At 70.4% G+C, this 21,332-nt stretch carries 18 protein-coding genes and 1 tRNA gene; 5 read left to right on the top strand and 14 right to left on the bottom strand.

The features are described from left to right. Positions 1-49: 49 nt before the first annotated feature. Both ACIBVL_RS22350 and ACIBVL_RS22345 read right to left on the bottom strand, forming a co-directional pair. Positions 50-736 (bottom strand): TetR family transcriptional regulator, encoded by a 687-nt coding sequence (locus tag ACIBVL_RS22350; RefSeq protein ID WP_399099016.1) that lies wholly within the window; start codon positions 734-736, stop codon positions 50-52. Then, positions 733-1,743: an acyl-CoA desaturase gene (locus ACIBVL_RS22345; protein WP_399099014.1), complete on the bottom strand. Its 1,011-nt coding sequence runs from the start codon at positions 1,741-1,743 to the stop codon at positions 733-735. The genes ACIBVL_RS22350 and ACIBVL_RS22345 overlap by 4 nt, the downstream gene beginning before the upstream one ends. A 319-nt stretch (positions 1,744-2,062) precedes the next feature. Here ACIBVL_RS22345 and ppc point away from each other — a divergent pair, with 319 nt between their 5' ends. Next, a complete protein-coding gene (ppc, locus tag ACIBVL_RS22340) occupies positions 2,063-4,807 on the top strand; it encodes a phosphoenolpyruvate carboxylase (protein ID WP_399099013.1) in 2,745 nt (914 codons plus the stop codon). A 73-nt stretch (positions 4,808-4,880) separates the two neighbouring features. On the opposite strand, the gene ACIBVL_RS22335 is transcribed toward ppc, so the two are convergent. The 8 genes from ACIBVL_RS22335 to ACIBVL_RS22300 all read right to left on the bottom strand — a co-directional run bounded on the left by ACIBVL_RS22335 (position 4,881) and on the right by ACIBVL_RS22300 (position 11,399). Next, on the bottom strand, positions 4,881-5,564 hold the full coding sequence (locus tag ACIBVL_RS22335; RefSeq protein ID WP_399099012.1) for an LPXTG cell wall anchor domain-containing protein: 684 nt from the start codon (positions 5,562-5,564) through the stop codon (positions 4,881-4,883). A 135-nt stretch (positions 5,565-5,699) separates the two neighbouring features. Beyond that, entirely contained in the window at positions 5,700-6,233 is a 534-nt protein-coding gene (locus tag ACIBVL_RS22330) for a hypothetical protein (protein WP_399099011.1), read from the bottom strand. 42 nt (positions 6,234-6,275) lie between these two features. Further along, positions 6,276-6,878, bottom strand: coding sequence for an aminoacyl-tRNA hydrolase (gene pth, locus ACIBVL_RS22325; RefSeq protein WP_399099010.1), 603 nt, complete (start codon positions 6,876-6,878; stop codon positions 6,276-6,278). Between the two features lie 77 nt (positions 6,879-6,955). Further along, positions 6,956-7,552 (bottom strand): 50S ribosomal protein L25/general stress protein Ctc, encoded by a 597-nt coding sequence (locus ACIBVL_RS22320; RefSeq protein WP_399099009.1) that lies wholly within the window; start codon positions 7,550-7,552, stop codon positions 6,956-6,958. Between the two features lie 209 nt (positions 7,553-7,761). Continuing rightward, positions 7,762-8,736 (bottom strand): ribose-phosphate diphosphokinase, encoded by a 975-nt coding sequence (locus ACIBVL_RS22315; RefSeq protein ID WP_399099007.1) that lies wholly within the window; start codon positions 8,734-8,736, stop codon positions 7,762-7,764. Positions 8,737-8,869: 133 nt separating this feature from the next. Beyond that, a complete protein-coding gene (glmU, locus tag ACIBVL_RS22310; RefSeq protein ID WP_399099006.1) occupies positions 8,870-10,315 on the bottom strand; it encodes a bifunctional UDP-N-acetylglucosamine diphosphorylase/glucosamine-1-phosphate N-acetyltransferase GlmU in 1,446 nt (481 codons plus the stop codon). A 129-nt stretch (positions 10,316-10,444) separates the two neighbouring features. Continuing rightward, positions 10,445-10,515 (bottom strand) — tRNA-Gln (locus tag ACIBVL_RS22305). 11 nt (positions 10,516-10,526) lie between these two features. Further along, complete coding sequence (locus tag ACIBVL_RS22300; protein ID WP_399099005.1) at positions 10,527-11,399, bottom strand: hypothetical protein; 873 nt, start codon at positions 11,397-11,399, stop codon at positions 10,527-10,529. A 133-nt stretch (positions 11,400-11,532) separates the two neighbouring features. On the opposite strand from ACIBVL_RS22300, the gene ACIBVL_RS22295 reads away from it, so the two are divergent. Then, positions 11,533-12,837 (top strand): sensor histidine kinase, encoded by a 1,305-nt coding sequence (locus ACIBVL_RS22295; protein ID WP_399099004.1) that lies wholly within the window; start codon positions 11,533-11,535, stop codon positions 12,835-12,837. Between the two features lie 15 nt (positions 12,838-12,852). Here ACIBVL_RS22295 and ACIBVL_RS22290 read toward each other — a convergent pair whose 3' ends face one another. After that, entirely contained in the window at positions 12,853-13,350 is a 498-nt protein-coding gene (locus ACIBVL_RS22290; RefSeq protein WP_399099003.1) for an SUKH-3 domain-containing protein, read from the bottom strand. A 56-nt stretch (positions 13,351-13,406) separates the two neighbouring features. Beyond that, positions 13,407-13,955 carry a YwqJ-related putative deaminase gene (locus ACIBVL_RS22285; RefSeq protein WP_399099002.1) on the bottom strand — a complete coding sequence of 183 codons (549 nt, stop codon included), beginning with the start codon at positions 13,953-13,955 and terminating at the stop codon, positions 13,407-13,409. Positions 13,956-14,269: 314 nt separating this feature from the next. On the opposite strand from ACIBVL_RS22285, the gene ACIBVL_RS22280 reads away from it, so the two are divergent. From ACIBVL_RS22280 to ACIBVL_RS22270, 3 genes are all read left to right on the top strand, one after another. Continuing rightward, a complete protein-coding gene (locus ACIBVL_RS22280) occupies positions 14,270-15,265 on the top strand; it encodes an SMI1/KNR4 family protein (RefSeq protein ID WP_399099001.1) in 996 nt (331 codons plus the stop codon). Between the two features lie 8 nt (positions 15,266-15,273). Next, positions 15,274-18,084: an SUKH-4 family immunity protein gene (locus ACIBVL_RS22275; RefSeq protein ID WP_399099000.1), complete on the top strand. Its 2,811-nt coding sequence runs from the start codon at positions 15,274-15,276 to the stop codon at positions 18,082-18,084. 212 nt (positions 18,085-18,296) lie between these two features. Then, complete coding sequence (locus ACIBVL_RS22270; RefSeq protein WP_399098999.1) at positions 18,297-19,181, top strand: cellulose-binding protein; 885 nt, start codon at positions 18,297-18,299, stop codon at positions 19,179-19,181. Positions 19,182-19,184: 3 nt separating this feature from the next. On the opposite strand, the gene ACIBVL_RS22265 is transcribed toward ACIBVL_RS22270, so the two are convergent. After that, the gene (locus tag ACIBVL_RS22265) at positions 19,185-20,810 is read right to left on the bottom strand and encodes a cation acetate symporter (protein WP_399098998.1); all 1,626 of its coding nucleotides are present in this window, start codon (positions 20,808-20,810) and stop codon (positions 19,185-19,187) included. Then, positions 20,807-21,229 (bottom strand): DUF485 domain-containing protein, encoded by a 423-nt coding sequence (locus tag ACIBVL_RS22260; protein ID WP_399098997.1) that lies wholly within the window; start codon positions 21,227-21,229, stop codon positions 20,807-20,809. Before ACIBVL_RS22260 ends, ACIBVL_RS22265 begins: the two co-directional genes overlap by 4 nt. Between the last annotated feature and the right edge of the window lie 103 nt (positions 21,230-21,332).

The following is a 21,332-nucleotide window of genomic DNA, read 5'->3' as shown; positions in this document are numbered from 1 at the left end:
CGTGCCGTGCTTGAGTTCAGCGGACGGGGGCCCACACCTGTGCGCCGGCTCAGCTCTTGCGGTGACCTATCAGACGAGGCTTCTGCTCCAGCCCGTCCAGGCCGTGCCACGCCAGATTCACCAGATGCGCCGCCACCTCCGCCTTCTTCGGGCGGCGCACGTCCAGCCACCACTGGCCGGTCAGCGCGACCATTCCGACCAGGGCCTGCGCGTACAGCGGCGCCAGCTTCGGATCGAAGCCCCGGCTCTTGAACTCGCGGCCCAGGATGTCCTCCACCTGCGTCGCGATGTCCGAGATGAGAGAGGCGAAGGAACCCGTCGACTGCGGGATGGGCGAGTCCCGGACCAGGATCCGGAAACCGTCCGTGTACTCCTCGATGTAGTCCAGAAGAGCGAACGCCGCCTGCTCGCACAGTTCACGCGGGTGCCCGGCCGTCAGAGAGCTGGTCACCATGTCCAGCAGACGCCGCATCTCGCGGTCCACGACAACCGCGTACAGCCCCTCCTTGCCACCGAAGTGCTCGTACACCACCGGCTTCGACACCCCGGCCTTCGCCGCGATCTCCTCCACCGACGTGCCCTCGAAACCCTTCGCCGCGAACAGCGTGCGACCGATCTCGAGCAGTTGCTGGCGCCTCTCGGCCCCCGTCATCCGGGTGCGCCGGGTGCGCCGCGGCTTCGCTTCGCCGCTGGGACTGGGAGTACTGCTCGAGTCGGTCGCCACGGCGTCAATCATGCCGTCTTCGCGGTCGCCTTCCGGCGCCGGGAGCCGTCCTCACCCGAGTTGCGACGCGAATCGATACGCGAGCGTGACGGCCAGCGCACGTCGTACGCCCACCCGAGCATCTCGAACCACCGGATGAAGCGGGCGGAGGAATCGATCTGTCCCCGCTCCACCCCGTGCCGCGCCGACGTCGGGTCCGCGTGGTGCAGGTTGTGCCAGGACTCACCGCAGGACAGCACCGCCAGCCACCACACATTGCCCGAGCGGTCCCGCGACTTGAACGGCCGCTTGCCCACCGCGTGACAGATCGAGTTGATCGACCAGGTCACGTGGTGCAGCAGAGCCACCCGTACCAGCGAACCCCAGAAGAACGCCGTGAACGCACCCCACCAGGACATCGTCACCAGGCCGCCCACCAGCGGCGGCAGCGCCAGCGACACCACCGTCCACAGAATGAACTGACGCGAGATCGTCCGGATCGCCCGATCCTTGATCAGATCCGGTGCGTACTTGTCCTGCGGAGTCTGCTCCTCGTCGAACATCCAGCCGATGTGCGCCCACCACAGGCCCTTCATCAGCGCCGGAACCGTCTCCCCGAACCGCCACGGCGAATGCGGGTCGCCCTCCGCGTCCGAGAACTTGTGGTGCTTGCGGTGATCCGCCACCCAGCGGACCAGCGGCCCCTCCACGGCCATCGACCCCATCACCGCCAGCGCGATCCGCAGCGGCCGCTTCGCCTTGAACGAACCGTGCGTGAAGTAGCGGTGGAAACCGATCGTGATGCCGTGGCAGCCGAGGAAGTACATGAAGACCAGCAGACCGAGGTCCAGCCAGCTCACCCCCCACCCCCACGCCAGCGGCACCGCCGCGAGCAACGCGAGGAACGGGACGGTGATGAAGAGGAGAAGAGTGATCTGCTCCAGCGAGCGCTTCTGCTCGCCACCGAGCGTCGCGGAGGGAAGCGGAGCGCCGTCGTTCGCCTTCGGGGCGTCGTCGATCACATCGGAGCTCGTGGTCATGGGCGTCCCCTGTGGGGTTTCGAGGGTTGTGTGGCAGGTCGCAGGGTCACGGCAACCACACGCAGTCGGCTTCGTACAGCTTCCTACGGTTCCGTAACCTACGGCATCGTAAGTATGGCAGTGCCTTGCTCTGCGGCAAGAGCCCGAAAGTCTGCGCGTCCCGCCCGCCACCTATCCTTGGAGGCGGTCGGACAGCGCGGTCCGCTCTGTTTTCTTCCCGGATGTACGGCCCGTATGCGGCGCCCGCCGCGAGGGATGGCCCCGGGTTCCCCGCCAGACGAGCCTCAGACGAGCTTCAACACTGCAAGGAGCCGCACCTGTGAGCAGTGCCGACGACCATGGCCAGGCCACCACAACGACGACCAGCACAGCGCTGCGCGCCGACATCCGCCGGCTGGGTGACCTCCTCGGAGAGACCCTCGTCCGGCAGGAGGGCCCCGAGCTGCTCGACCTGGTCGAAAAGGTCCGCCGCCTCACCCGCGAGGACGGCGAGGCCGCCGCGGAGCTGCTGCGCGGAACCGAACTGGAGACCGCGGCCAAGCTGGTCCGCGCCTTCTCCACCTACTTCCACCTCGCCAACGTCACCGAGCAGGTCCACCGCGGCCGCGAACTGCGCGCCAGGCGCGCCGCCGAGGGCGGCCTCCTCGCCCGCACCGCCGACCGCCTCAAGGACGCCGACCCCGATCACGTCCGCGAGACGGTCCGCCACCTGAACGTCCGCCCGGTGTTCACGGCACACCCCACCGAAGCCGCGCGCCGGTCGGTACTCAACAAGCTCCGGCGCATCGCCGCGCTTCTGGAGACCCCCGTCATCGAGTCCGACCGCCGGCGCTACGACACCCGCCTCGCCGAGAACATCGACCTCGTCTGGCAGACCGACGAACTCCGGGTCGTACGCCCCGAACCGGCCGACGAGGCCCGCAACGCCATCTACTACCTCGACGAGCTGCACGCGAACGCGGTCGGCGACGTCCTGGAGGACCTCACCGCGGAACTCGAGCGCGTCGGCGTCAGGCTCCCCGAGGACACCCGCCCCCTCACCTTCGGCACCTGGATCGGCGGCGACCGCGACGGCAACCCCAACGTCACCCCACAGGTCACCTGGGACGTCCTCATCCTCCAGCACGAACACGGCATCAACGACGCCCTGGAGACGATCGACGAACTCCGCGGCTTCCTCTCCAACTCCATCCGCTACACCGGCGCCACCGAGGACCTCCTGGAGTCCCTCAAGACCGACCTGGAGCGGCTGCCCGAGATCAGCCCCCGGTACAAGCGCCTCAACGCCGAGGAGCCCTACCGCCTCAAGGCCACCTGCATCCGCCAGAAGCTGGAGAACACCAAGCAGCGCCTCGCCAAGGGCACCCCCCACGAGCCGGGCCGGGACTACCTCGGCACCAGCGAACTGCTCCAGGACCTGACTCTCATCCAGACCTCCCTGCGCGAACACCGCGGCGGGCTCTTCGCCGACGGCCGCATGAACCGCACCATCCGCACCCTGGCCGCCTTCGGCCTCCAGCTCGCCACCATGGACGTACGCGAACACGCCGACGCCCACCACCACGCCCTCGGCCAGCTCTTCGACCGCCTCGGCGAGGAGTCCTGGCGGTACGCGGACATGCCCCGCGAATACCGGACGAAGCTGCTGGCGAAGGAGCTGCGCTCACGCCGCCCGCTGGCCCCCACCCCCGCGCCCGTCGACGCCGCCGGCGAGAAGACCCTCGGCGTCTTCCTCACCGTCAAGCGAGCCCTGGAGGTCTTCGGACCCGAGGTCGTCGAGTCGTACATCATCTCCATGTGCCAGGGCGCCGACGACGTCTTCGCCGCCGCCGTCCTGGCCCGCGAGGCCGGACTGGTCGACCTGCACGCCGGCTGGGCCAAGATCGGCATCGTCCCCCTCCTGGAGACCACCGACGAGCTCAAGGCCGCCGACACCATCCTCGAGGACATGCTCTCCGACCCCTCCTACCGGCGCCTCGTCGCCCTGCGCGGGGACGTCCAGGAGGTCATGCTCGGCTACTCCGACTCCTCGAAGTTCGGCGGCATCACCACCAGCCAGTGGGAGATCCACCGCGCCCAGCGCCGCCTGCGCGACGTCGCCCACCGCTACGGCGTCCGGCTCCGCCTCTTCCACGGCCGCGGCGGCACCGTCGGCCGCGGCGGCGGCCCCTCCCACGACGCCATCCTCGCCCAGCCCTGGGGCACCCTCGAAGGCGAGATCAAGGTCACCGAACAGGGCGAGGTCATCTCCGACAAGTACCTCATCCCCTCCCTGGCCAGGGAGAACCTGGAACTGACCGTCGCCGCCACCCTCCAGGCCTCCGCCCTGCACACCGCCCCCCGCCAGTCCGACGAGGCCCTCGCCCGCTGGGACGCCGCCATGGACGTCGTATCCGACGCGGCCCACGCGGCCTACCGCGCCCTCGTCGAGGACCCCGACCTCCCCGCCTACTTCTTCGCCTCCACCCCCGTCGACCAGCTCGCCGACCTCCACCTCGGCTCCCGTCCCTCGAGAAGGCCCGACTCCGGCGCCGGCCTCGACGGCCTGCGCGCCATCCCCTGGGTCTTCGGCTGGACCCAGTCCCGGCAGATCGTCCCCGGCTGGTTCGGCGTCGGCTCCGGCCTCAAGGCCCTGCGCGAAGCCGGCCTCGACACCGTGCTCGACGAGATGCACGAGCAGTGGCACTTCTTCCGCAACTTCGTCTCCAACGTCGAGATGACCCTCGCCAAGACCGACCTGCGGATCGCCCAGCACTACGTCGACACCCTCGTCCCCGACGACCTCAAGCACGTCTTCGACCGCATCAAGGCCGAACACGAACTCACCGTCGCCGAAGTCCTCAAGATCACCGGCGAACGGGAACTGCTCGACGCCACCCCCGTCCTCAAGCAGACCTTCACCATCCGCGACGCCTACCTGGACCCCATCTCCTACCTCCAGGTGACCCTGCTGAAGCGGCAGCGCGACGCGGCCGCCGCCGGCGCCGAACCCGACCCCCTCCTCTCCCGCGCCCTCCTCCTCACCGTCAACGGCGTGGCAGCGGGCCTGCGCAACACCGGCTGAACCCCACCGCACACAAGGGGGTGCCCCCGAGCCCTTACGAAGCTCGGGGGCACCCCCTTGTGCACGCCGTACGTCAGGCCCGGCGCCGCCGCACCACCAGGTAACCGCCCGCGCCGAGCAGCAGGGCCGCGACACCCGCCAGGGCACCGACAGGCGCGCCGTTGCCCGTCTCGGCGAGATCACCGCCGCCACCCTGCGGGGTGGACGCCGCCGACGGGGTCGACCCCGCCGAACCCGACGGATCCGCAGACGCGGAGGCCGAGGAACTCGCCGAGGGCGACGACGAAGCAGACTCGGACGCGGACGCCGAAACGGAGACCGACGGCGACGGCGAGGAACCGCCGCCGCCCTCCTCCTCACAGTCCACCTTGAACACCTTGTGCTTCGCGGCCCCGTTCTCGCCGTCGAACTTCCAGAACAGCTTGTACTGGCCGTCGGGCAGCGACATGTCCTGGGTCCGGCCGTGACCGTTCGCGTCCAGCGCGAGCGAGCCGGTCTCGACGGTCTCGCCCCTCTCGACGTCGTTGTCCGCCCAGGCCTCGATGTGCCAGACGACCTTCTGCACACCGTCGAAATTGAAGGCGTCCAGATAGAACGAGCACACCTTCGGCTCATCGCGCTGGTCGAACTCGCCGGTCGAGGAGTTGTGGGTCTTCACATCACCGTTGTCGCCATTGGTCGCATGAGCGGCGGGGGCCAGGAACAGCGCCGCAGAGGAGGCGACGGCGACGACGCCGACGCGGGAGAGGGTACGCATGAGGCAAGTCCATCTTCGAGTGACGAAAGAGAAGATGTGGAGGGGGCGGCTCAGCTTCCTGCCCACACTGACCCTAGGTCAATCACAAACAGACAACAGATGGTCTCCCACAGAAAAGAAGGACGCCGAACACCCTCAGATCATCACAAAAGCCGCCGTCAACAACGCCACCCCCGACCCCGCCAGCACCCACCCCACCCGCGCCCGCCCCAGCCCACCGGCCACCACCACCGACGCCAGCAACAACGCACCACCGAGCGGCACCCACGCGTACAACACCCCCGCCGGACCCGACCGCACCACCTCATCACCGTCCGGCTTCACGACGACCGTGTACGTCCGCCCCTTCTCGACCGCCACCGACCTCTCGATCACCACCCGCGCACGCGCCGTCGACCCCGCCGACAACGGCGTATACGGCCCCGAACACGTCTCCTCACCACACCGCGTCACCTCGACCGTGCCGCGCTCCCGCCCCTTCGTCAGCATCACCTGCTGCGCCGTACCCCACGACCCCCACACCCCCGCCAACAGGATCAACACGGCGACCACACCCATCGCCGCGAGCCGCCCGAACCGCAACGTGGCGACAGAGGCCTGACGGGCTGAGGGAGAGCCACCCTTACGACGATGGGACGAGGCTGCTGTGGCAGGCATGGCCGGGATCATTCGCCACGCCCGAGCGACCCGTCAACCTCGACGGGCGACACATCACGAGTTGTACGTACTCTGCGCCCGCTCCAACCCCTCGAGCACCAGACACTCCACCGCGTCCGCCGCCCGGTCCACCAAGTAGTCCAGCTCCTTGCGCTCCCCCGACGAAAAGTCCTTGAGCACGAAATCCGCCACCTGCATCCGCCCCGGCGGCCGCCCGATCCCGAACCGCACCCGGTGATACTCCGCGCCCATCGCCTTCGTCATCGACTTCAGACCGTTGTGCCCGTTGTCCCCACCACCGAGCTTCAGCCGCAGAACGCCGTAATCGATGTCCAACTCGTCATGCACCGCGACCACGTTCGCCGTCGGCACCTTGTAGAAGTCCCGCAGCGCGTTCACCGGCCCCCCCGACAGATTCATGAACGACATCGGCTTCGCCAGGATCACCCGCCGGCTCGCGGGCCCCGGCGGCCCGATCCGCCCCTCGACGACCTGCGCCTGCGCCTTCCCGGCACGCTTGAACCTCCCCCCGATCCGCTCGGCCAGCAGATCGGCCACCATGAACCCCACGTTGTGCCGGTTCATCGCGTACTCGGGGCCGGGATTGCCGAGGCCCACGATCAGCCAGGGCTCATTGGCAGGGGTGGTCACGTCCATGTCTCCTTATGCAGCAGCCGCTGCCCCCGGAGGGAGCAGCGGCTGAAGCCGATGTACCGCTACGAAACCTACGCGGCTCAGGCCTCGGCAGCCTCTTCGCCCTCGGCGGCCTCGCCCTCCGGGGCCTCCTCGGCCTGGGCGGCCAGCACCTGCAGGACGACCGCGTCGGCGTCCACGGCCAGCGTCGTGCCCTTCGGCAGCGTGATGTCCTTGGCGAGGACGGAGTCACCGGCGGTCAGACCCTCGACGGAGACCGTGACCGACTCGGGGATGTGCGTCGCCTCGGCCTCGACCGGCAGCGCGTTCAGGACGTGCTCCAGCAGGTTGCCACCGGGGGCCAGCTCGCCCTCGGTGTGCACCGGGATCTCGACCGTGACCTTCTCGCCCCGCGTGACCAGCTGCAGGTCCACGTGCTCCAGGAAGCCCTTGATCGGGTCACGCTGCACCGACTTCGGGATCGCCAGCTCGTTGGTCTTGCCGTCGATGTCCAGCGCGATCAGCACGTTCGGCGTACGCAGCGCCAGCAGCAGGTCGTGCCCCGGCAGGGTCAGGTGGATCGGGTCGGAACCGTGACCGTAGAGAACACCGGGAACCTTGCTGTCACGGCGGATACGGCGGGCGGCGCCCTTGCCGAACTCGGAACGGGTCTCGGCGGAGATCTTGACCTCGGACATGATCACTCCTCGTAGAAGCTGGAACGGACGTGGTCACCCGGCCACGAACGGCCTGCTACGAAGAGCGCGTCGATAACGGACCGCCATACACCCCGTCCGGAAACATCCGGAGACGGAAGTACGGCCTCCCTCGCCGAGCAACTGAAGCAGTCTACTCGGCACGGGAGGCCGCACAGAAATCGATCAAGCAGAAGCAGCCGCCACAGGACTCACTGCTCGTCGAACAGGCTCGTCACCGAACCGTCCTCGAACACCTCACGCACCGCACTCGCGATCGTCGGCGCGATGGACAGGACCGTGATCTTGTCCAGCTCCAGCTCACCCGGAGTGGGCAACGTGTTCGTGAAAACGAACTCACTGACCTTCGAGTTCTTCAGACGGTCCGCCGCCGGCCCCGACAGCACACCGTGCGTCGCCGTCACGATGACGTCCTCGGCACCGTGCGCGAACAACGCGTCCGCCGCCGCACAGATCGTCCCACCCGTGTCGATCATGTCGTCGACCAGCACACAGACCCGGCCCTCGACCTCACCCACGACCTCGTGGACCGTCACCTGGTTCGCCACGTCCTTGTCACGCCGCTTGTGCACGATCGCCAGCGGCGCGCCCAGCCGGTCGCACCAGCGGTCGGCCACCCGCACCCGACCCGCGTCCGGCGACACCACGGTCAGCTTCGCACGGTCCACCTTGCTGCCCACGTAGTCCGCGAGGAGCGGCAGCGCGAAGAGGTGGTCCACCGGGCCGTCGAAGAACCCCTGGATCTGATCCGTGTGCAGATCGACCGTGAGAAGCCGGTCCGCACCCGCCGTCTTCATCATGTCCGCGATCAGACGGGCCGAGATCGGCTCACGGCCACGGTGCTTCTTGTCCTGACGCGCATAGCCGTAGAACGGCACGATCACGGTGATCGAACGCGCCGAAGCCCGCTTCAGCGCATCGATCATGATCAGCTGCTCCATGATCCACTTATTGATCGGAGCCGTGTGGCTCTGGATCAGGAAGCAGTCCGCACCACGCGCCGACTCCTGGTAACGAACGTAGATCTCACCATTGGCGAAGTCGAAGGCCTTCGTCGGGACGACCCCGACACCCAGCTGGTGGGCGACCTCCTCGGCAAGCTCGGGGTGGGCGCGGCCGGAGAAGAACATCAACTTCTTCTCGCCGGTCGTCTTGATCCCGGTCACAGCACTGTCTCCTCAGAGGTGTCTCAGCTGGGTGTCGAGAGACCTCGCCGCTGGGCGCGACGGGCCGTCTCAGCTGGTGGGGTGCGGGTGTGCACCTATCACGGTACGCCGTGTTCGACGCACGCGTTTCCGGTCAGTCTTCGCTCTCGCCCTGCTGGGAGGCCGCCTCGGCAGCCTTCGCCGCCGCACTGCCCGGACGCTTGCGCGCCACCCAGCCCTCGATATTCCGCTGCTGACCACGGGCCACGGCCAGCGAACCGGGCGGCACATCCTTCGTGATCACGGACCCGGCGGCGGTGTACGCGCCGTCCCCGACCGTGACAGGGGCCACAAACATGTTGTCCGAACCCGTACGGCAGTGCGACCCGACGGTGGTGTGGTACTTGGCCTGCCCGTCGTAGTTCACGAAGACGCTGGCGGCCCCGATGTTGGTGTACTCACCGATGGTCGCGTCACCGACGTAGGAGAGATGCGGCACCTTGCTGCCCTCCCCGATGGCGGCGTTCTTGGTCTCCACATACGTACCGATCTTGCCCTTCGCGCCCAGGCGGGTACCCGGCCGGAGATAGGCGTACGGCCCGACAGTCGCGTTCGGACCGATGTGGGCGCCGTCCGAGACGGTGGTGTCGACACGAGCGCCGGCGTCGACGACCGTGTCCTTGAGCCGGCAGTTCGGGCCGACCTCCGAGCCCTCGCCCAGACGCGTGGAACCGTGCAGCTGGGTGCCCGGGTGCACGGTGACGTCCTGCCCGAAGGCGACGGTCACATCGACCCACGTCGTCGCCGGGTCGATCACGGTCACGCCGGACAGCATGGCGGCGGTCAGCAGCCGGTCGTTGAGGATCCGGCGCGCCTCGCTCAGCTGCACCCGGTTGTTGATGCCGGCGATCTCGCGGTGATCGGCCGCGACGGACGCCCCGACCCGGTGACCGGCCTCCCGGAGGATCCCGAGGACGTCCGTGAGGTACTCCTCACCCTGACTGTTGTCCGTCCGCACCTTCTTCAACGCGTCGGCCAGCAGCGCGCCGTCGAACGCGAACACCCCGGAGTTGATCTCACGGATCGCCCGCTGGGCGTCGGTGGCGTCCTTGTGCTCGACGATCGCGGTGACGGCACCGGTCTCGTCCCGCACGATCCGCCCGTACCCGGTCGCGTCCGGCACCTCGGCGGTCAGCACGGTGACCGCGTTGCCGTCGGTGTGGTGGGTGGCGGCCAGCGCGGAGAGCGTGGCGCCGGTGAGCAGGGGAGTGTCCCCGCACACGACCACGACCGTGCCGTCGATGCCGCCCCCGAGCTGTTCGAGGGCGATGCGGACGGCGTGCCCGGTGCCGTTCTGCTCCTCCTGGACGGCGGTGCGGACGCCCGGGTCGATGTCGCTGAGGTGGGCGGTGACCTTCTCCCGGGCGTGCCCGACGACCACGACCAGGTTCTCGGGGGCCAACTCACGGGCGGCGGCCAGTACATGCCCCACGAGGCTGCGGCCGCAGATCTCGTGCAGGACCTTCGGTGTGGCCGACTTCATACGGGTGCCCTCACCCGCTGCGAGAACGACGACGGCTGCCGGGCGAATGGCGCTCACGGAAGTTGCCCTTCGGCTGTGGAGAAGGTGGGGACATCCGAAGGATACCGGGGCGTTTCCTGGGGGACATGAGAGTGGGCCCTGACCTTGCGAGGTCAGGGCCCGAACCAGGGATTTGTGTGTCGTGGGCTCCCGGAGAAGGATTCGAACCCTCATTCAACGGACCAAAACCGTTTGTCCTGCCCTTAGACGATCCGGGACGGTTTGCCCGCTATGCCCGATTTCGTTGATCGGCTTCGCGTGCGGACTCCACTATGCCGTACCAGGAGCCCTCGATGCGACGGTACAAGTCGGCACCCTTGAGGACTTTGATGACCAGGCAACCGCGGTAGGAGTCGCCGATGTTCTTGCGGACGGTTTTGGGATTGTGCTTCTTGAGGGTCGTCTTGTTGAACCTGGAGCGGTCGGCGCCGACGAGGTCGGCCCAGTAGCGCTCGGCGCCGGCGACATCGGCGGTCTCGTGGATCATGACGCAGTAGCGCAGGCGTTCGCGCTCGACGCCCAGCAGGCGGAGCCAGGCGAGGAAAACCTCGATCATCCCGGGGTCACTGTTGACGAAGGCGACGTTCTCGCGGCGTTCATACGGCTTGTCCTTGCCGCCCTCTGCCCAGTACAGGCCTACACCCAGAAGGAACAATTCCCGCGGTGACAGGTCGCCGATCGCCTTCCTGGCGGTTTCCTTCGTGCGTCGTCGCTCCTCGTCCTTGACGCGTAGCTTCGCTTCCCAGCCGCGCCGTGCGATCGCCGAGGCCTCCTCCGGGGTCCGCCTCCGGTCCGGCCTCGGCAGGTCCCGCACCCACAGCGACACCGAGCTCCTCGAGCAGCCCAGCTCCGTCTCGATCTGGTCGTATGTCCACCCCTGGAGCCGAAGCTCGCGTGCCTTCGCCCGCAGGTCGTCCTTCGCGTTCGGGCGCTTCGTCCACTCCGGCGGCGGTTCCCCCTTCACCAGCCTGTTGAGGATGTCGTTGTTGAAGATCTTCAGCTCGTCGCGGATCTGCCGGAGGCTGTAGCCCTCCCGCCGCAACGCCACCGCCCGCTCCCGCAACCCCTCGAAGTCCGCGTACTTGCCACGTGAATGTGCCATACGCATACCGTCCGGGCGGAATGACGGGTTCCGGGGTCGAACAGTCGCGGTTCACCTGTTCGAGGGAAAGTGCCCGGATACGGTCGGCGAAACTCGCCGGAAAGGGTGGGGGTCGCGCCCGTAGGCTGGGGGCATGACCACGACGGGGGAAGAGACCACGACGGCCCGGAGGGGGCCGTTGTGGTGGGGCAGGTGGCGCAGCGCCGCGTTCGACATGGGTCTGGCCGCCGCGTCTGCCGTGGAGTGCGCGGTGGAGGGGGTGCCGTTCGCGCGGGACGCGGGGATTCCGGTGGCGGCGGGGGTTGTCTTCGGGTTGCTCGCCGGGTCCGTGCTGGTGGTGCGGAGGCAGTGGCCGATCGCGGTCGTGCTGGTCGCGATCGCCATCACGCCGGCCCAGATGGGGTTCCTGATGGGGATCGTCGGGCTGTATACGCTCGCCGCGACGGAGTTCCCGCGTCGGATCATCGGCGCGCTGGCGGGGATGCAGCTGGTGGGGACGTTGATCGTGACGTTCGTGCGGGTTCGGCAGAGCATGGACCAGGGGCGTCTGACGGTCGGGGACTGGTTCATTCCGTTCGCCGCGATCGCGACGTCGTTGGGGCTGACGGCGCCGCCTCTGCTCCTGGGGCTGTACGTGGGTGCTCGGCGGCGGCTGATGGAGAGCCTGCGGGAGCGGGCCGACAGTCTCGAGCGGGAGTTGCAGTTGCTGGCCGAGCGGGCGGAGGAGCGGGCGGAGTGGGCGCGTGGTGAGGAGCGGACGCGGATCGCGCGGGAGATGCACGACGTGGTCGCGCATCGGGTGAGTCTGATGGTCGTGCATGCTGCGGCGTTGCAGGCGGTCGCTCGCAAGGATCCGGAGAAGGCCGTACGGAATGCCGCTCTGGTGGGGGACATGGGGCGGCAGGCGTTGACGGAGTTGCGGGAGATGCTGGGGGTGCTGCGCAGTGGTGGGCCGCGGGAGCGGTCGGCGTCGGTGCCGTTGGCGGCGGTGGGGGTGGCTGCGGCGGCCGCGGCTTCCCGGGTGGTGGAGGAGTCGGGGGAGGGGCCGTCTCTGGAGGAGCTGGAGGAGTTGGTCGGGCAGTCGGCGGCTGCGGGGATGGTGGTGGATCTGTCGGTGGAGGGGGAGGTGCGGCCGTATGCGGCGGAGGTGGAGCAGACGGCGTACCGGGTGGTGCAGGAGGCGTTGACGAACGTGCACAAGCATGCGGCGGGGGCGAAGACGCATGTGCGGTTGGCGCATCGGGTGGCGGAGATCGCGATGCAGGTGGAGAACGAGCCGCCGCCGGAGGTGGGGTCGGCCGGTTCGGCGGGGCTGCCGTCGGGGGGGAACGGGCTGGTGGGGATGAAGGAGCGGGTGGTGGCGTTGGGCGGGGTGTTTGTGTCGGGGCCGACGGAGGCGGGGGGTTTTCGGGTGTCGGCGGTGATTCCGGCGTCGTGAAGGTCGTGGCGGGGGTCACCCCGCGGTGAGGCGGACGGGTTCGATGCCGGAGACGAGGGCGCCGAGGGCTTGGTCGATGTCGGGGCCGAGGTACCAGTCGCCGGTGTGGTCGAGGGCGTAGACGCGGCCTTCGGCGTCGATGGCGAGGAGGGAGTGGGTGTCGGTCTCGGTGCCGAGGGGGCTGACGTCGGTGTCGAGGGCGCGGCCGAGGTCGGCGAGGGTCCGGGCCATGTGGAGGCCGTGGAGGGGGTCGAGGTGGAGGGGGGTGGGGGCGACTTGGCGGCCGGGTCCGGTGGGGGTGATGGTGAGGCCGCCGAATTCGGCCCAGGCTTCCACGGCGGCGGGGAAGACGGCGTGGCGGTGGCCTGCGGGTGAGGTGTGGTCGCGGAGGGTGTCGGCCCAGATCTCGGCTTGTTTGATGTCCCAGCGTCCGGGGTGCCAGCCTGCGGCGCGGAGTGCGGCGTCGACGGGGACGGGGAAGCGGGTGGTGGAGGTGCGGTGGTCGGGGTGCATCGGCCTTCGTTCGTCGTTCGTCGAGCTGTGCGGGGTGCTGAGGGCGGCCGTGGGGCTTATTCGGTCGCTTCCGGGTCGACGATGCGGACGCCGAAGTGGGCGCTGAGGGCGGTGCAGGCGCGGCAGGGGGTGGCGAAGCTGCCGTGGAGGGGGTCGCCGTCCTCGCGGATGCGGCGGGCGGTGAGTTTTGCCTGTTTGAGGGCTCTGCGGGCTTCGCCGTTGGTCATGGGTTTGCGGGCGGCGCGTCTGCTGCGGGCGGCGTCGGCGGCGGCGATGTGGCGGGAGATGAGGAGTGCTTCGGCGCAGCGGCCGGTGAAGCGGTCGCGTTCCCCGCTGGTGAGGGTGTCGAGGAAGTCCTGGACGAGGTGGTGCAGGGGTGGGGGCTGGTCGCCGCGGGCGGCGGTGCCGGTGAGGGTGGCGCCGCGGACGGAGAGGGCTGCGGCGATGGTGGGGAGTATGCCGTCGCGGCGGTGGCGGAGGGTGGGGGCGTGGGGGGTTTCGGTGGTGGACCAGCCGATGCGGGGGTCGCCGGAGCGGGGGTCGCCGCTTGTGGCCGTGTGTGGCCCGTTGTGCTGCCCCGTTTGTGTTGCGTTCATGATCGTCATCCCCTCCCGAGCGTGCCCTCGGAGGTCACAGAGTGCCAAATGGTGTTGCTGGTGCGGAAGCTGGGGCGGTGCGACACGCCCGTGTTTGGGCGGTCCGTAAGGGTGGGGTGACGGCTGGTCACGGAAGTGGGGGCCGGAAGTGGAGGGCCGGTGACCCGTGTCGTCGTACCGCATAGGCTGTCGGCACCGTGATGCGCGCGGTGGGCGCGTGTTGGAGACCGTTGGAGACAGTCGATACGGGGCGTGGTGGGTCGGATCCGGGAGCGGAACCGGCCGCTGCGGTCCGTACCAGAGTGCCGCAGGGGGCAACCGCCATGACGACGAGTCGGCTCGGGCAGCAAGCCGCGCCGCCCAACGCGGCCTATGCCGGGCAGGTCGTGCACTTCCCGGATCCGGTGCGGGCCGCACGGCACCCGAGGGGGGTGCGGGTGGACGAGCGGGGTTACCCGGATTTCTCGCCGTATGCGCGGGCGGCCGCGGAGATCGCGGAGCCGCCGGAGGGGTTCGGGGTCGACGAGTTGCGGCTGACGGACTACGTGTCGGCGAATGCGGCGCTGGCGGCTTCGGGTCATGAGTTGTGGGACACGGTGCCGAATGTGGCGACTCCGCATGGTTGGACGTGGCATCACGTGGTGGGTTCGCGGCGGCTGGAGTTGGTTCCGGTCGAGGTGAAGGCGTTGTTGCGGCATCACGGTGGTCTGGCGACGTCGGTGGTGGATCAGTCGAAGCGGGGGACGCGGCCGTTGCAGGAGACGCGTCCGGCGCATTTCGGGTTGCCGAAGTCGGGTGGTGCGGTGACGGAGCAGCAGGTGCAGGGGGTCGAGGAGGACCTGGGGTACCGGTTGCCGGGGGCGTATCGGTCGTTCCTGAAGGCGGCGGGCGGGTGTGCGCCTGTGGGTGCCGCGCTGGACGCGGAGTTGGGGCTGCTGGTGGACCAGCCGTTCTTCACGGTGCGGGACGAGGCGGCGGTCAATGATCTCGTGTACGTCAACAAGTGTCTGCGGGACCACCTGACGAAGGACTATCTGTGCGTCGGGTTCGTGCAGGGCGGGCTGCTGGCCGTGAAGGTGCGGGGCGAGCGTGCCGGTTCGGTGTGGTTCTGCGCGTACGACGACGTGCGGGACGTTGATCCGGGGTGGTCGCCTGCGGAGCGTACGGGGCGGTTGCTGTTGCCGTGCGGTGAGGACTTCGATGTGTTCTTGTCGCGGTTGGCCGGTAATCCGCCGGAGTTGGAGACGGTGGCGAATCTGATGGTGGACGGCGGGTTCGCGCGTGCGGTGTCCGTGGCGTCCGTCGGCGTGGGGGAGTGAGTTCGGCGATGGTGACGTTCGCGCAGGCGCAGGAGCGTGCGGAAGAGTGGATCAACGGGGATGTGCCGGCGTACCAGCATCGTGAGGTGCGGGTGCGGGAGTTCGAGCTCGGGTTCGTGGTGTGGGCGGAGGACCGTGCGGAGGGTCCGCGGTCGGACGGGGGTGCGCAGCGGCTGGTGATCGCCCGGGACAGCGGGGAGGCCACGTTGTGGCCCGCGTTGCCGGTGGGTGAGGTGATTCGCCGGTACGAGGAGGAGTACGGCCGTCCGGACGAGCCGCGGGACGCGGTGCCGGCGCCTGCGGCTCGGGTGGATCTGAATCAGACGTCGTTCTTGTTGTCGCCGCCGGAGTGGTTGCAGGAGGCGGCGGACAAGTTGGGGATCGGGGAGCGGCGGGGGGATTCTGCGGGTGCCGCTGCCGCTGCCGCTGGTACGGGTGGTGCCGGTGGGGTGACGCCGGATCCGTCGTTGGCACGGACGCAGGCCGGGGTGCCGGGGGGTGGGCTGCCCGAGACGCAGGCAGGGGTGCCGACGGGGGCCGGGGGTTCCGGGGCGGTGGCGCCTGCCGGGGCCACGCCCTGGGCGGGCACGGACACCAACGGCGACGCCGGTGAGGACCGTTCCGTGCCGCTGCCGGCGACGGTCTTCTCGCCGCAGTTGAGCGGTCCTGGCCAGGTGCCGCCGTCCGGGGGTCTGCCGGACGCCGAGACGGCGCTGATGGAGGGCGGCAGCCAGCTCCCGCCGACGGCGGTCGCCCCGGCACTGGACGAGCCGGGCGCGCCCGGGGCGGGGAATGCGCCGGGGAGCGCGCCGCCTCCGCCGCCGCGCGGGCCGGCCGGGTCCTCGTACGGTTATCCGCAGGGGCCGGGGCAGGGTGGGCCGGGTGTGTCCGGGGCCGGTGCTCCGGCTGCCGGGTCGGGGGCTAAGCCGCCTCCGCCGCCGCAGGGGCCGGCGGGGTCCTCGTACGGTTATCCGCAGGGGCCGGGGGTTACGCCTCCGCCCGCGCCTTCGTCGCCGGGTGAGTCGTCGTCGTACGGGTCTTCGCGGGGGGCCGGTGCTCCGGGTGGGCCGGGGGCTCCGTCTTCGGGTGGTCCGCAGGGCATGCCGTCGGCCGGTCCGGCCGCGGCCTCCTACGGGTATCCGCAGGGGCCGGGTGCGCCGGGGCGGCCGCTCGCGCCGAACGCCGGTGACATCGCCGACGCCGCGACCAGCAAGGCGGCGCCGCCTCCGCGTCGTGCGCGTGGTGGGGCGACGCCTCCGCCCCCGCCGGGTGCGCCGGGTGCGCCGGGTGCCCGGCCGGGCACCACGCCTCCGCCTCCGCCGCCCGGTCAGGGTGCGCCCGGGGCCGCGGCGGGGGGTTATGTGCCCACGCAGATGGTGTCGGCTCTGGGGCCGGACGGTCCGGGTGGTGCGCCGCAGGCCCCGGGTGCTCCGGGTGCTCCGGGTGCTCCTGGTGCGCCGAACCCGCCCGCTGGGCCGAACCCGCCAGGGGGCACCCCTCCCGGTGGCGTTCACCAGGCCCCGACGATGCTTGCCGACCCTGGCCGGATGGGGCCGGGTGCTCCGGGTGCTCCGGGTGCGCCCCATGCGCCGGGCGGTCCAGGGGCGCAGGGTGCGCAGGGTGGTGCTCATCACGCGCAGAGCGCGCCGGTCGGGCCCCCGCTCGGCGCCCCCGGCGCGCCTCCGCCCCCGCCCGCCCCGGGGATGCCCGGCGCCCCCGGTGCCGTTCCGGGCGCCCCTCAGGGCATGCCGCCGGGTGCGATGCCTCCGCCCGGTGCGATGCCCGCGCCGGGCGTGCCCGGTGCCGGGCAGCCGGCGGCGTACGGGTTTCCGCAGCAGCAGGGGATGCCGACGGTCGGTCCGGGCTACCAGGCCGTGTTGCGCTATCGCGCGCAGGACGGGTCGGAGCAGCAGCTGATCCGGCGTTCGGCGCCGGGTACGCCCCACCCGGAGTGGCAGATCTTCCACGAGCTGCGGGCCATGAATGTGCCGCCGGACCAGGTGCTGGAGCTGCACACCGAGTTGGAGTCGTGCGAGCTGCCGGGTGCGTACTGTGCGCGGATGATCCGGGAGCAGTGGCCGCAGGCGCGGCTCGCGAGCATCGCGCCGTACGGCACGGATCACGCGAGCCGGCAGCAGGGCATGCAGCAGTTGCTGGCGCATCAGGGCGAGTTGCACCAGGTGGCCGACGGCCCCGCGAGGCCCGCGCCGGTGCGGGCGCCGTTGCCGCCGGTGCAGCCGGCGCCGCCGATCGCGCCGGAGGGGATCGCGCAGGAGCTGGGCGCGGTGTTCGGTCCGGGTGTCTTCCGGTTCGAGCAGGCGGCGGTGTCGCGGCAGGGTGTGCCGCCGGTGGTGGCGCACACGCTGGTGGTGGCGGGTCTGCCGATGGACATGGGGCCGTTCTTCTGGGCGCAGGCCCAGCCGGGGCGGCCGGTGCCGACGCTGGCGGAGCTGGCGGCGGAGCGGGGTGTGCAGCCGGCGCCGGACGCGGGTTCCTATCTCGTCATGGGCAGCGACTTCGGCAAGGCGCTCTGTGTGCAGTACGGGACGGCGAACATCGTCGCCGTGCCGGTGGAGGCGGGGCCGGGCGGGGTGTCCGTACCGCCGCAGTTCGTGAACACGGGTCTGCCGGAGTTCGCGCGCTGCCTCGCGTTGCTGGGGCGGATGTGGCGGCTGCGGTTCGGGCTGAACCAGGAGCAGGCGGGTCGCTGGACCGTGGATTTCCAGGCGCAGTTGGCCTCGCTGGATCCGGCGGCGCTGGGTTCGCCGGAGAGCTGGTGGTCGGTGCTGCTGGAGCAGATGTGGGACGGGCTGCTGTGAGGCGTACGCGCCGCTGACACCGCGGGTGTCGAGGGCCGGGCCGGGTCGTATGACCGGGCCCGGCCCTTTCGTGTGCGGGAGTGTCCGCTTCTGTGTGCGGGACGGCCCGCCCCCCGTGTCCGGAGTGTCGCGTTATGAACACTTAAGTCCTATACATCAAGATATGCGGGAAATCATTATTTCGCGTCCGTCTGGTGGAGAGGGGCTACAGCATGAGCAGCGCACGGGTGTCATCGCCGGGGTTCGCGACCGTTCTCGGGCGCGGCTACCGGCCCAAGGAGGTCGAGGCCTTCACCGCCGCGCTCTCCGCCGAACGCGACGCCGCCTGGGAGCGGGTCGCTCGGCTCACCGTTCTCGCCAAGGAGATGGTGGGCGAGGTCAAGGAGTTGCGCGAGGCCGTGAAGGGGCTCGGGCCGCAGACGTACGACAGCCTCGGGGAGGGGGCCCGGAGCGTCTTCCGGCTTGTCCAGGAAGAGGCGGCGGCGGTGCGCGAAAACGCGCGGCGCGAGGCGGCGGAGGAGGTCGCGGAGGCCGAGGAGCGTGCTGCGACGGTGCGCCGGGTGGCGCAGGAACAGGCGGACGCGATCCGCGCGGAGGCGGAGGAGTACGCCCGTCGGCGGCTGCTCACCGCACGCGCCGAGGCCCAGGGGATCCGGGTGGGTGCCCGGCGCAAGGTGAAGGAGTTCCGCGGCGAGGCGCTCGCGGAGCTGCGCGAGGTGCGGAGGAAGACCTCCGGCCTGCTCGTCGAACCGAAGAAGGAGCAGGCCGAGCAGTGGGCCGCGATGGAGCGCGAGGCCGCCGAACGGGTCGCCGCTCTCGAGGCGAACCACGCCCGGGCGATGGCCCGTGCCGAGGAGGCCCTTGCGGAGGCGCAGCGGGAGGTCGCCGCGGCCGAGGAGGCGTCCCGCCGGCGCGACGAGGAGGCACGCGCGCGTGCCGCCCAGATCCTCTCCGAGGCCCGCCTCCGGGAGGACCGTATCGCCCAGGAGACGGAACGGGTGCTGCGCAAGCACGGCGAGCGCTCGGACGAGGTGCGGGCGCACATGGATCAGGTGCAGGACAGCCTGCAGGCCCTGACGGGCCGCCCGGCGGAGTGAACGTCAGTTCCCCTTGCGCGTCGCCCCGGCGAGGATCCATCCCTCCACCGCCTCGTACTGGCGGCGCTGTTCCTCGGCGCCGCGCCGGCCCGAGGCGAGGGTGCCGAGCCAGCCGAAGGCGAAGCCCAGGGGGACGGTGAGGATGCCGGTGGTGGTGAAGGGGAACCAGTTGAAGTCGGCCTCGGGGAAGGCGGAGACGGGCGAGCCGGAGACCAGGTTCGTGCCCGGCATCAGCAGCAGGACCGCCAGGGTGCCGCCGATGAGGGTCCACAGGAGGCCCGTTCGGGTGTAGCGGCGCCAGAAGAGGCTGTAGACGAGGGCGGGCGCGAGGGCCGAGGCGCCGAGGCAGAAGGAGAGGGTGACCAGCGGCTGGAGGCTGCGGTGCTGGACCTGGGTGGCCAGCAGGATCGTCGGGACGCCGACGGCCAGCGCGGACAGACGGGCCAGCAGCATCTCGCGGCGCGGGGACGTCTCACGCGCGCGTGTGGCGAAGACGTCGTGGGCGAGGGAGTTGGCGCAGGCGAGGATCATGCCGGCGACCGAGGCGAGGACCGTGAGGAAGATCGCCGTGGTGACCGTCGTGAACAGCAGGGTCTCCGCCGTGGAGACGTCCGCGCCGAGGGCGGCCCGGGAGCCCAGCAGATAGGCGGTGTTGCCCTGCGGGTCGGCCCGGGCGATGACCGCGCGGCCGATCAGGGCCGTGGCGCCGAATCCGACGACCGTGATGACCAGGACGAACACGGCCACCCCCGACACCGCCCAGGACAGCGAGCGGCGCACCTGGCGGGCGCTGGAGGCGGTGTACATGCGCATGGTGATGTGGGGCAGGCAGGCGCCGCCCAGGACCACCGACAGCTGCGCGGTGATCATGTCGAGGCGGGGACAGGGGCCGTCGGCGAACTCCAGGCCGGAGCGCAGGAAGGCGTCGCCGACGCCGCTGCCCTCGGCGGCCGCGTCGAACAGGGCGCCCGGGTTCCAGTCGAAGCGGCCGAGGACGACGAGGGCGACGGCGGTGCCGGAGCCGAGCAGTGTCACGATCTTCAGGATCTGGATGAGGGCGGTGCCCTTCATGCCGCCGATCGCCGCGTAGCTGATCATCAGCGCGCCCATCACCACGACACAGCCGGTCTCCACGGCGTCGCCGGAGAAGCCGAGGATGAAGGCGAGGAGCTGTCCGGTTCCTGCTAGTTGCACCAGCATCATCGGCAGCAGTGCGGTGAGGGTGACCGCGCAGGCCGTGATCCGTACGGCGCGGCCGGGCATCCGGCGGGCCAGCGCGTCGCCCATGGTGAACCGGCCCGCGTTGCGCAGCGGTTCGGCCAGCAGGAACATCAGCAGCATCAGGGACAGGGCCGTGCTGAGGGCGAGGACGACGCCGTCGTAGCCGCACAGGGCGATGACGCCGCCGGTGCCGAGGACGGTGGCGGCGGAGATGTAGTCGCCGGCGATGGCGAGGCCGTTGCGCAGCGGGGACAGGGAGCGGTAGCCGGTGTAGAACTCGTCGAGGTCGTCGCGGTCGGGGCCGGTCATCACGCACAGCAGCAGGGTGACGGTGGCGACGGCGGTGAAGGCGACGAGGGACATGGTCTGCGCGTCGCCGCTGAACTCCGTGAGGGAAGCGGCCCTCATCGGGTCGTCCCCCGTCTCGAGTCGATCTCCGACTGTCGGCGGATGCGGTCCGCGAGCGGGTCGACCCGGCGTCGGGCGGTGCGCTCGTAGACGGCGATCGCCAGCCAGGCGACGGGAAGCTGGATCAGGGCGAGGAGCAGTCCGGCGGGCAGTCCGGTGGTGACGGTGGCCGTCATCAGGGACGGTGCGTACGCGGAGAGGACCAGGAAGAGCACGAAGTAGCCGAGTGCGGTGAGCGTCGCCACGCGCCGCTGGCGGCGGTAGGCGCCGCGCAGGACGCGCAGGTCGCTGTGGTGGCCCAGCGGGGTGTGGTGGGCGGGGTGTCGGGCCGGTGCGGGCGGTGGCGGCTGCCAGGGGTACGTCCTGGGGGACGAGGGTGGTGGCTGGTACCGATGAGGACGTGACGGGTCGTGGGACATCCCGCTCCTTGCGCGGCTCGGGTCCGTGGCGGCGGACCGCAGGGAGGTGGGGGGGCGAGCCACGCACGTTACTCGGGAGTACGCCCAGCGCGAAGTGTTTTCA

It is taken from the genome of Streptomyces sp. NPDC049687 (assembly GCF_044465285.1).
GTDB lineage: Bacteria > Actinomycetota > Actinomycetes > Streptomycetales > Streptomycetaceae > Streptomyces.
This window is presented reverse-complemented; position numbering and strand designations above follow the sequence as displayed.

Coding starts and splice junctions, on each gene's coding strand:
- ACIBVL_RS22265 (WP_399098998.1), bottom strand. CDS start 20,810: ATGAGGGCCGCTTCCCTCACGGAGTTCAGCGGCGACGCGCAGACCATG.
- ACIBVL_RS22335 (WP_399099012.1), bottom strand. CDS start 5,564: ATGCGTACCCTCTCCCGCGTCGGCGTCGTCGCCGTCGCCTCCTCTGCG.
- ACIBVL_RS22345 (WP_399099014.1), bottom strand. CDS start 1,743: ATGACCACGAGCTCCGATGTGATCGACGACGCCCCGAAGGCGAACGAC.
- ACIBVL_RS22300 (WP_399099005.1), bottom strand. CDS start 11,399: ATGGCACATTCACGTGGCAAGTACGCGGACTTCGAGGGGTTGCGGGAG.
- ACIBVL_RS22260 (WP_399098997.1), bottom strand. CDS start 21,229: ATGTCCCACGACCCGTCACGTCCTCATCGGTACCAGCCACCACCCTCG.
- ACIBVL_RS22330 (WP_399099011.1), bottom strand. CDS start 6,233: ATGATCCCGGCCATGCCTGCCACAGCAGCCTCGTCCCATCGTCGTAAG.
- ACIBVL_RS22280 (WP_399099001.1), top strand. CDS start 14,270: ATGACGACGAGTCGGCTCGGGCAGCAAGCCGCGCCGCCCAACGCGGCC.
- ACIBVL_RS22320 (WP_399099009.1), bottom strand. CDS start 7,552: ATGTCCGAGGTCAAGATCTCCGCCGAGACCCGTTCCGAGTTCGGCAAG.
- ACIBVL_RS22270 (WP_399098999.1), top strand. CDS start 18,297: ATGAGCAGCGCACGGGTGTCATCGCCGGGGTTCGCGACCGTTCTCGGG.
- pth (WP_399099010.1), bottom strand. CDS start 6,878: ATGGACGTGACCACCCCTGCCAATGAGCCCTGGCTGATCGTGGGCCTC.
- ACIBVL_RS22350 (WP_399099016.1), bottom strand. CDS start 736: ATGATTGACGCCGTGGCGACCGACTCGAGCAGTACTCCCAGTCCCAGC.
- ACIBVL_RS22295 (WP_399099004.1), top strand. CDS start 11,533: ATGACCACGACGGGGGAAGAGACCACGACGGCCCGGAGGGGGCCGTTG.
- ACIBVL_RS22285 (WP_399099002.1), bottom strand. CDS start 13,955: ATGACGATCATGAACGCAACACAAACGGGGCAGCACAACGGGCCACAC.
- ACIBVL_RS22275 (WP_399099000.1), top strand. CDS start 15,274: ATGGTGACGTTCGCGCAGGCGCAGGAGCGTGCGGAAGAGTGGATCAAC.
- ACIBVL_RS22290 (WP_399099003.1), bottom strand. CDS start 13,350: ATGCACCCCGACCACCGCACCTCCACCACCCGCTTCCCCGTCCCCGTC.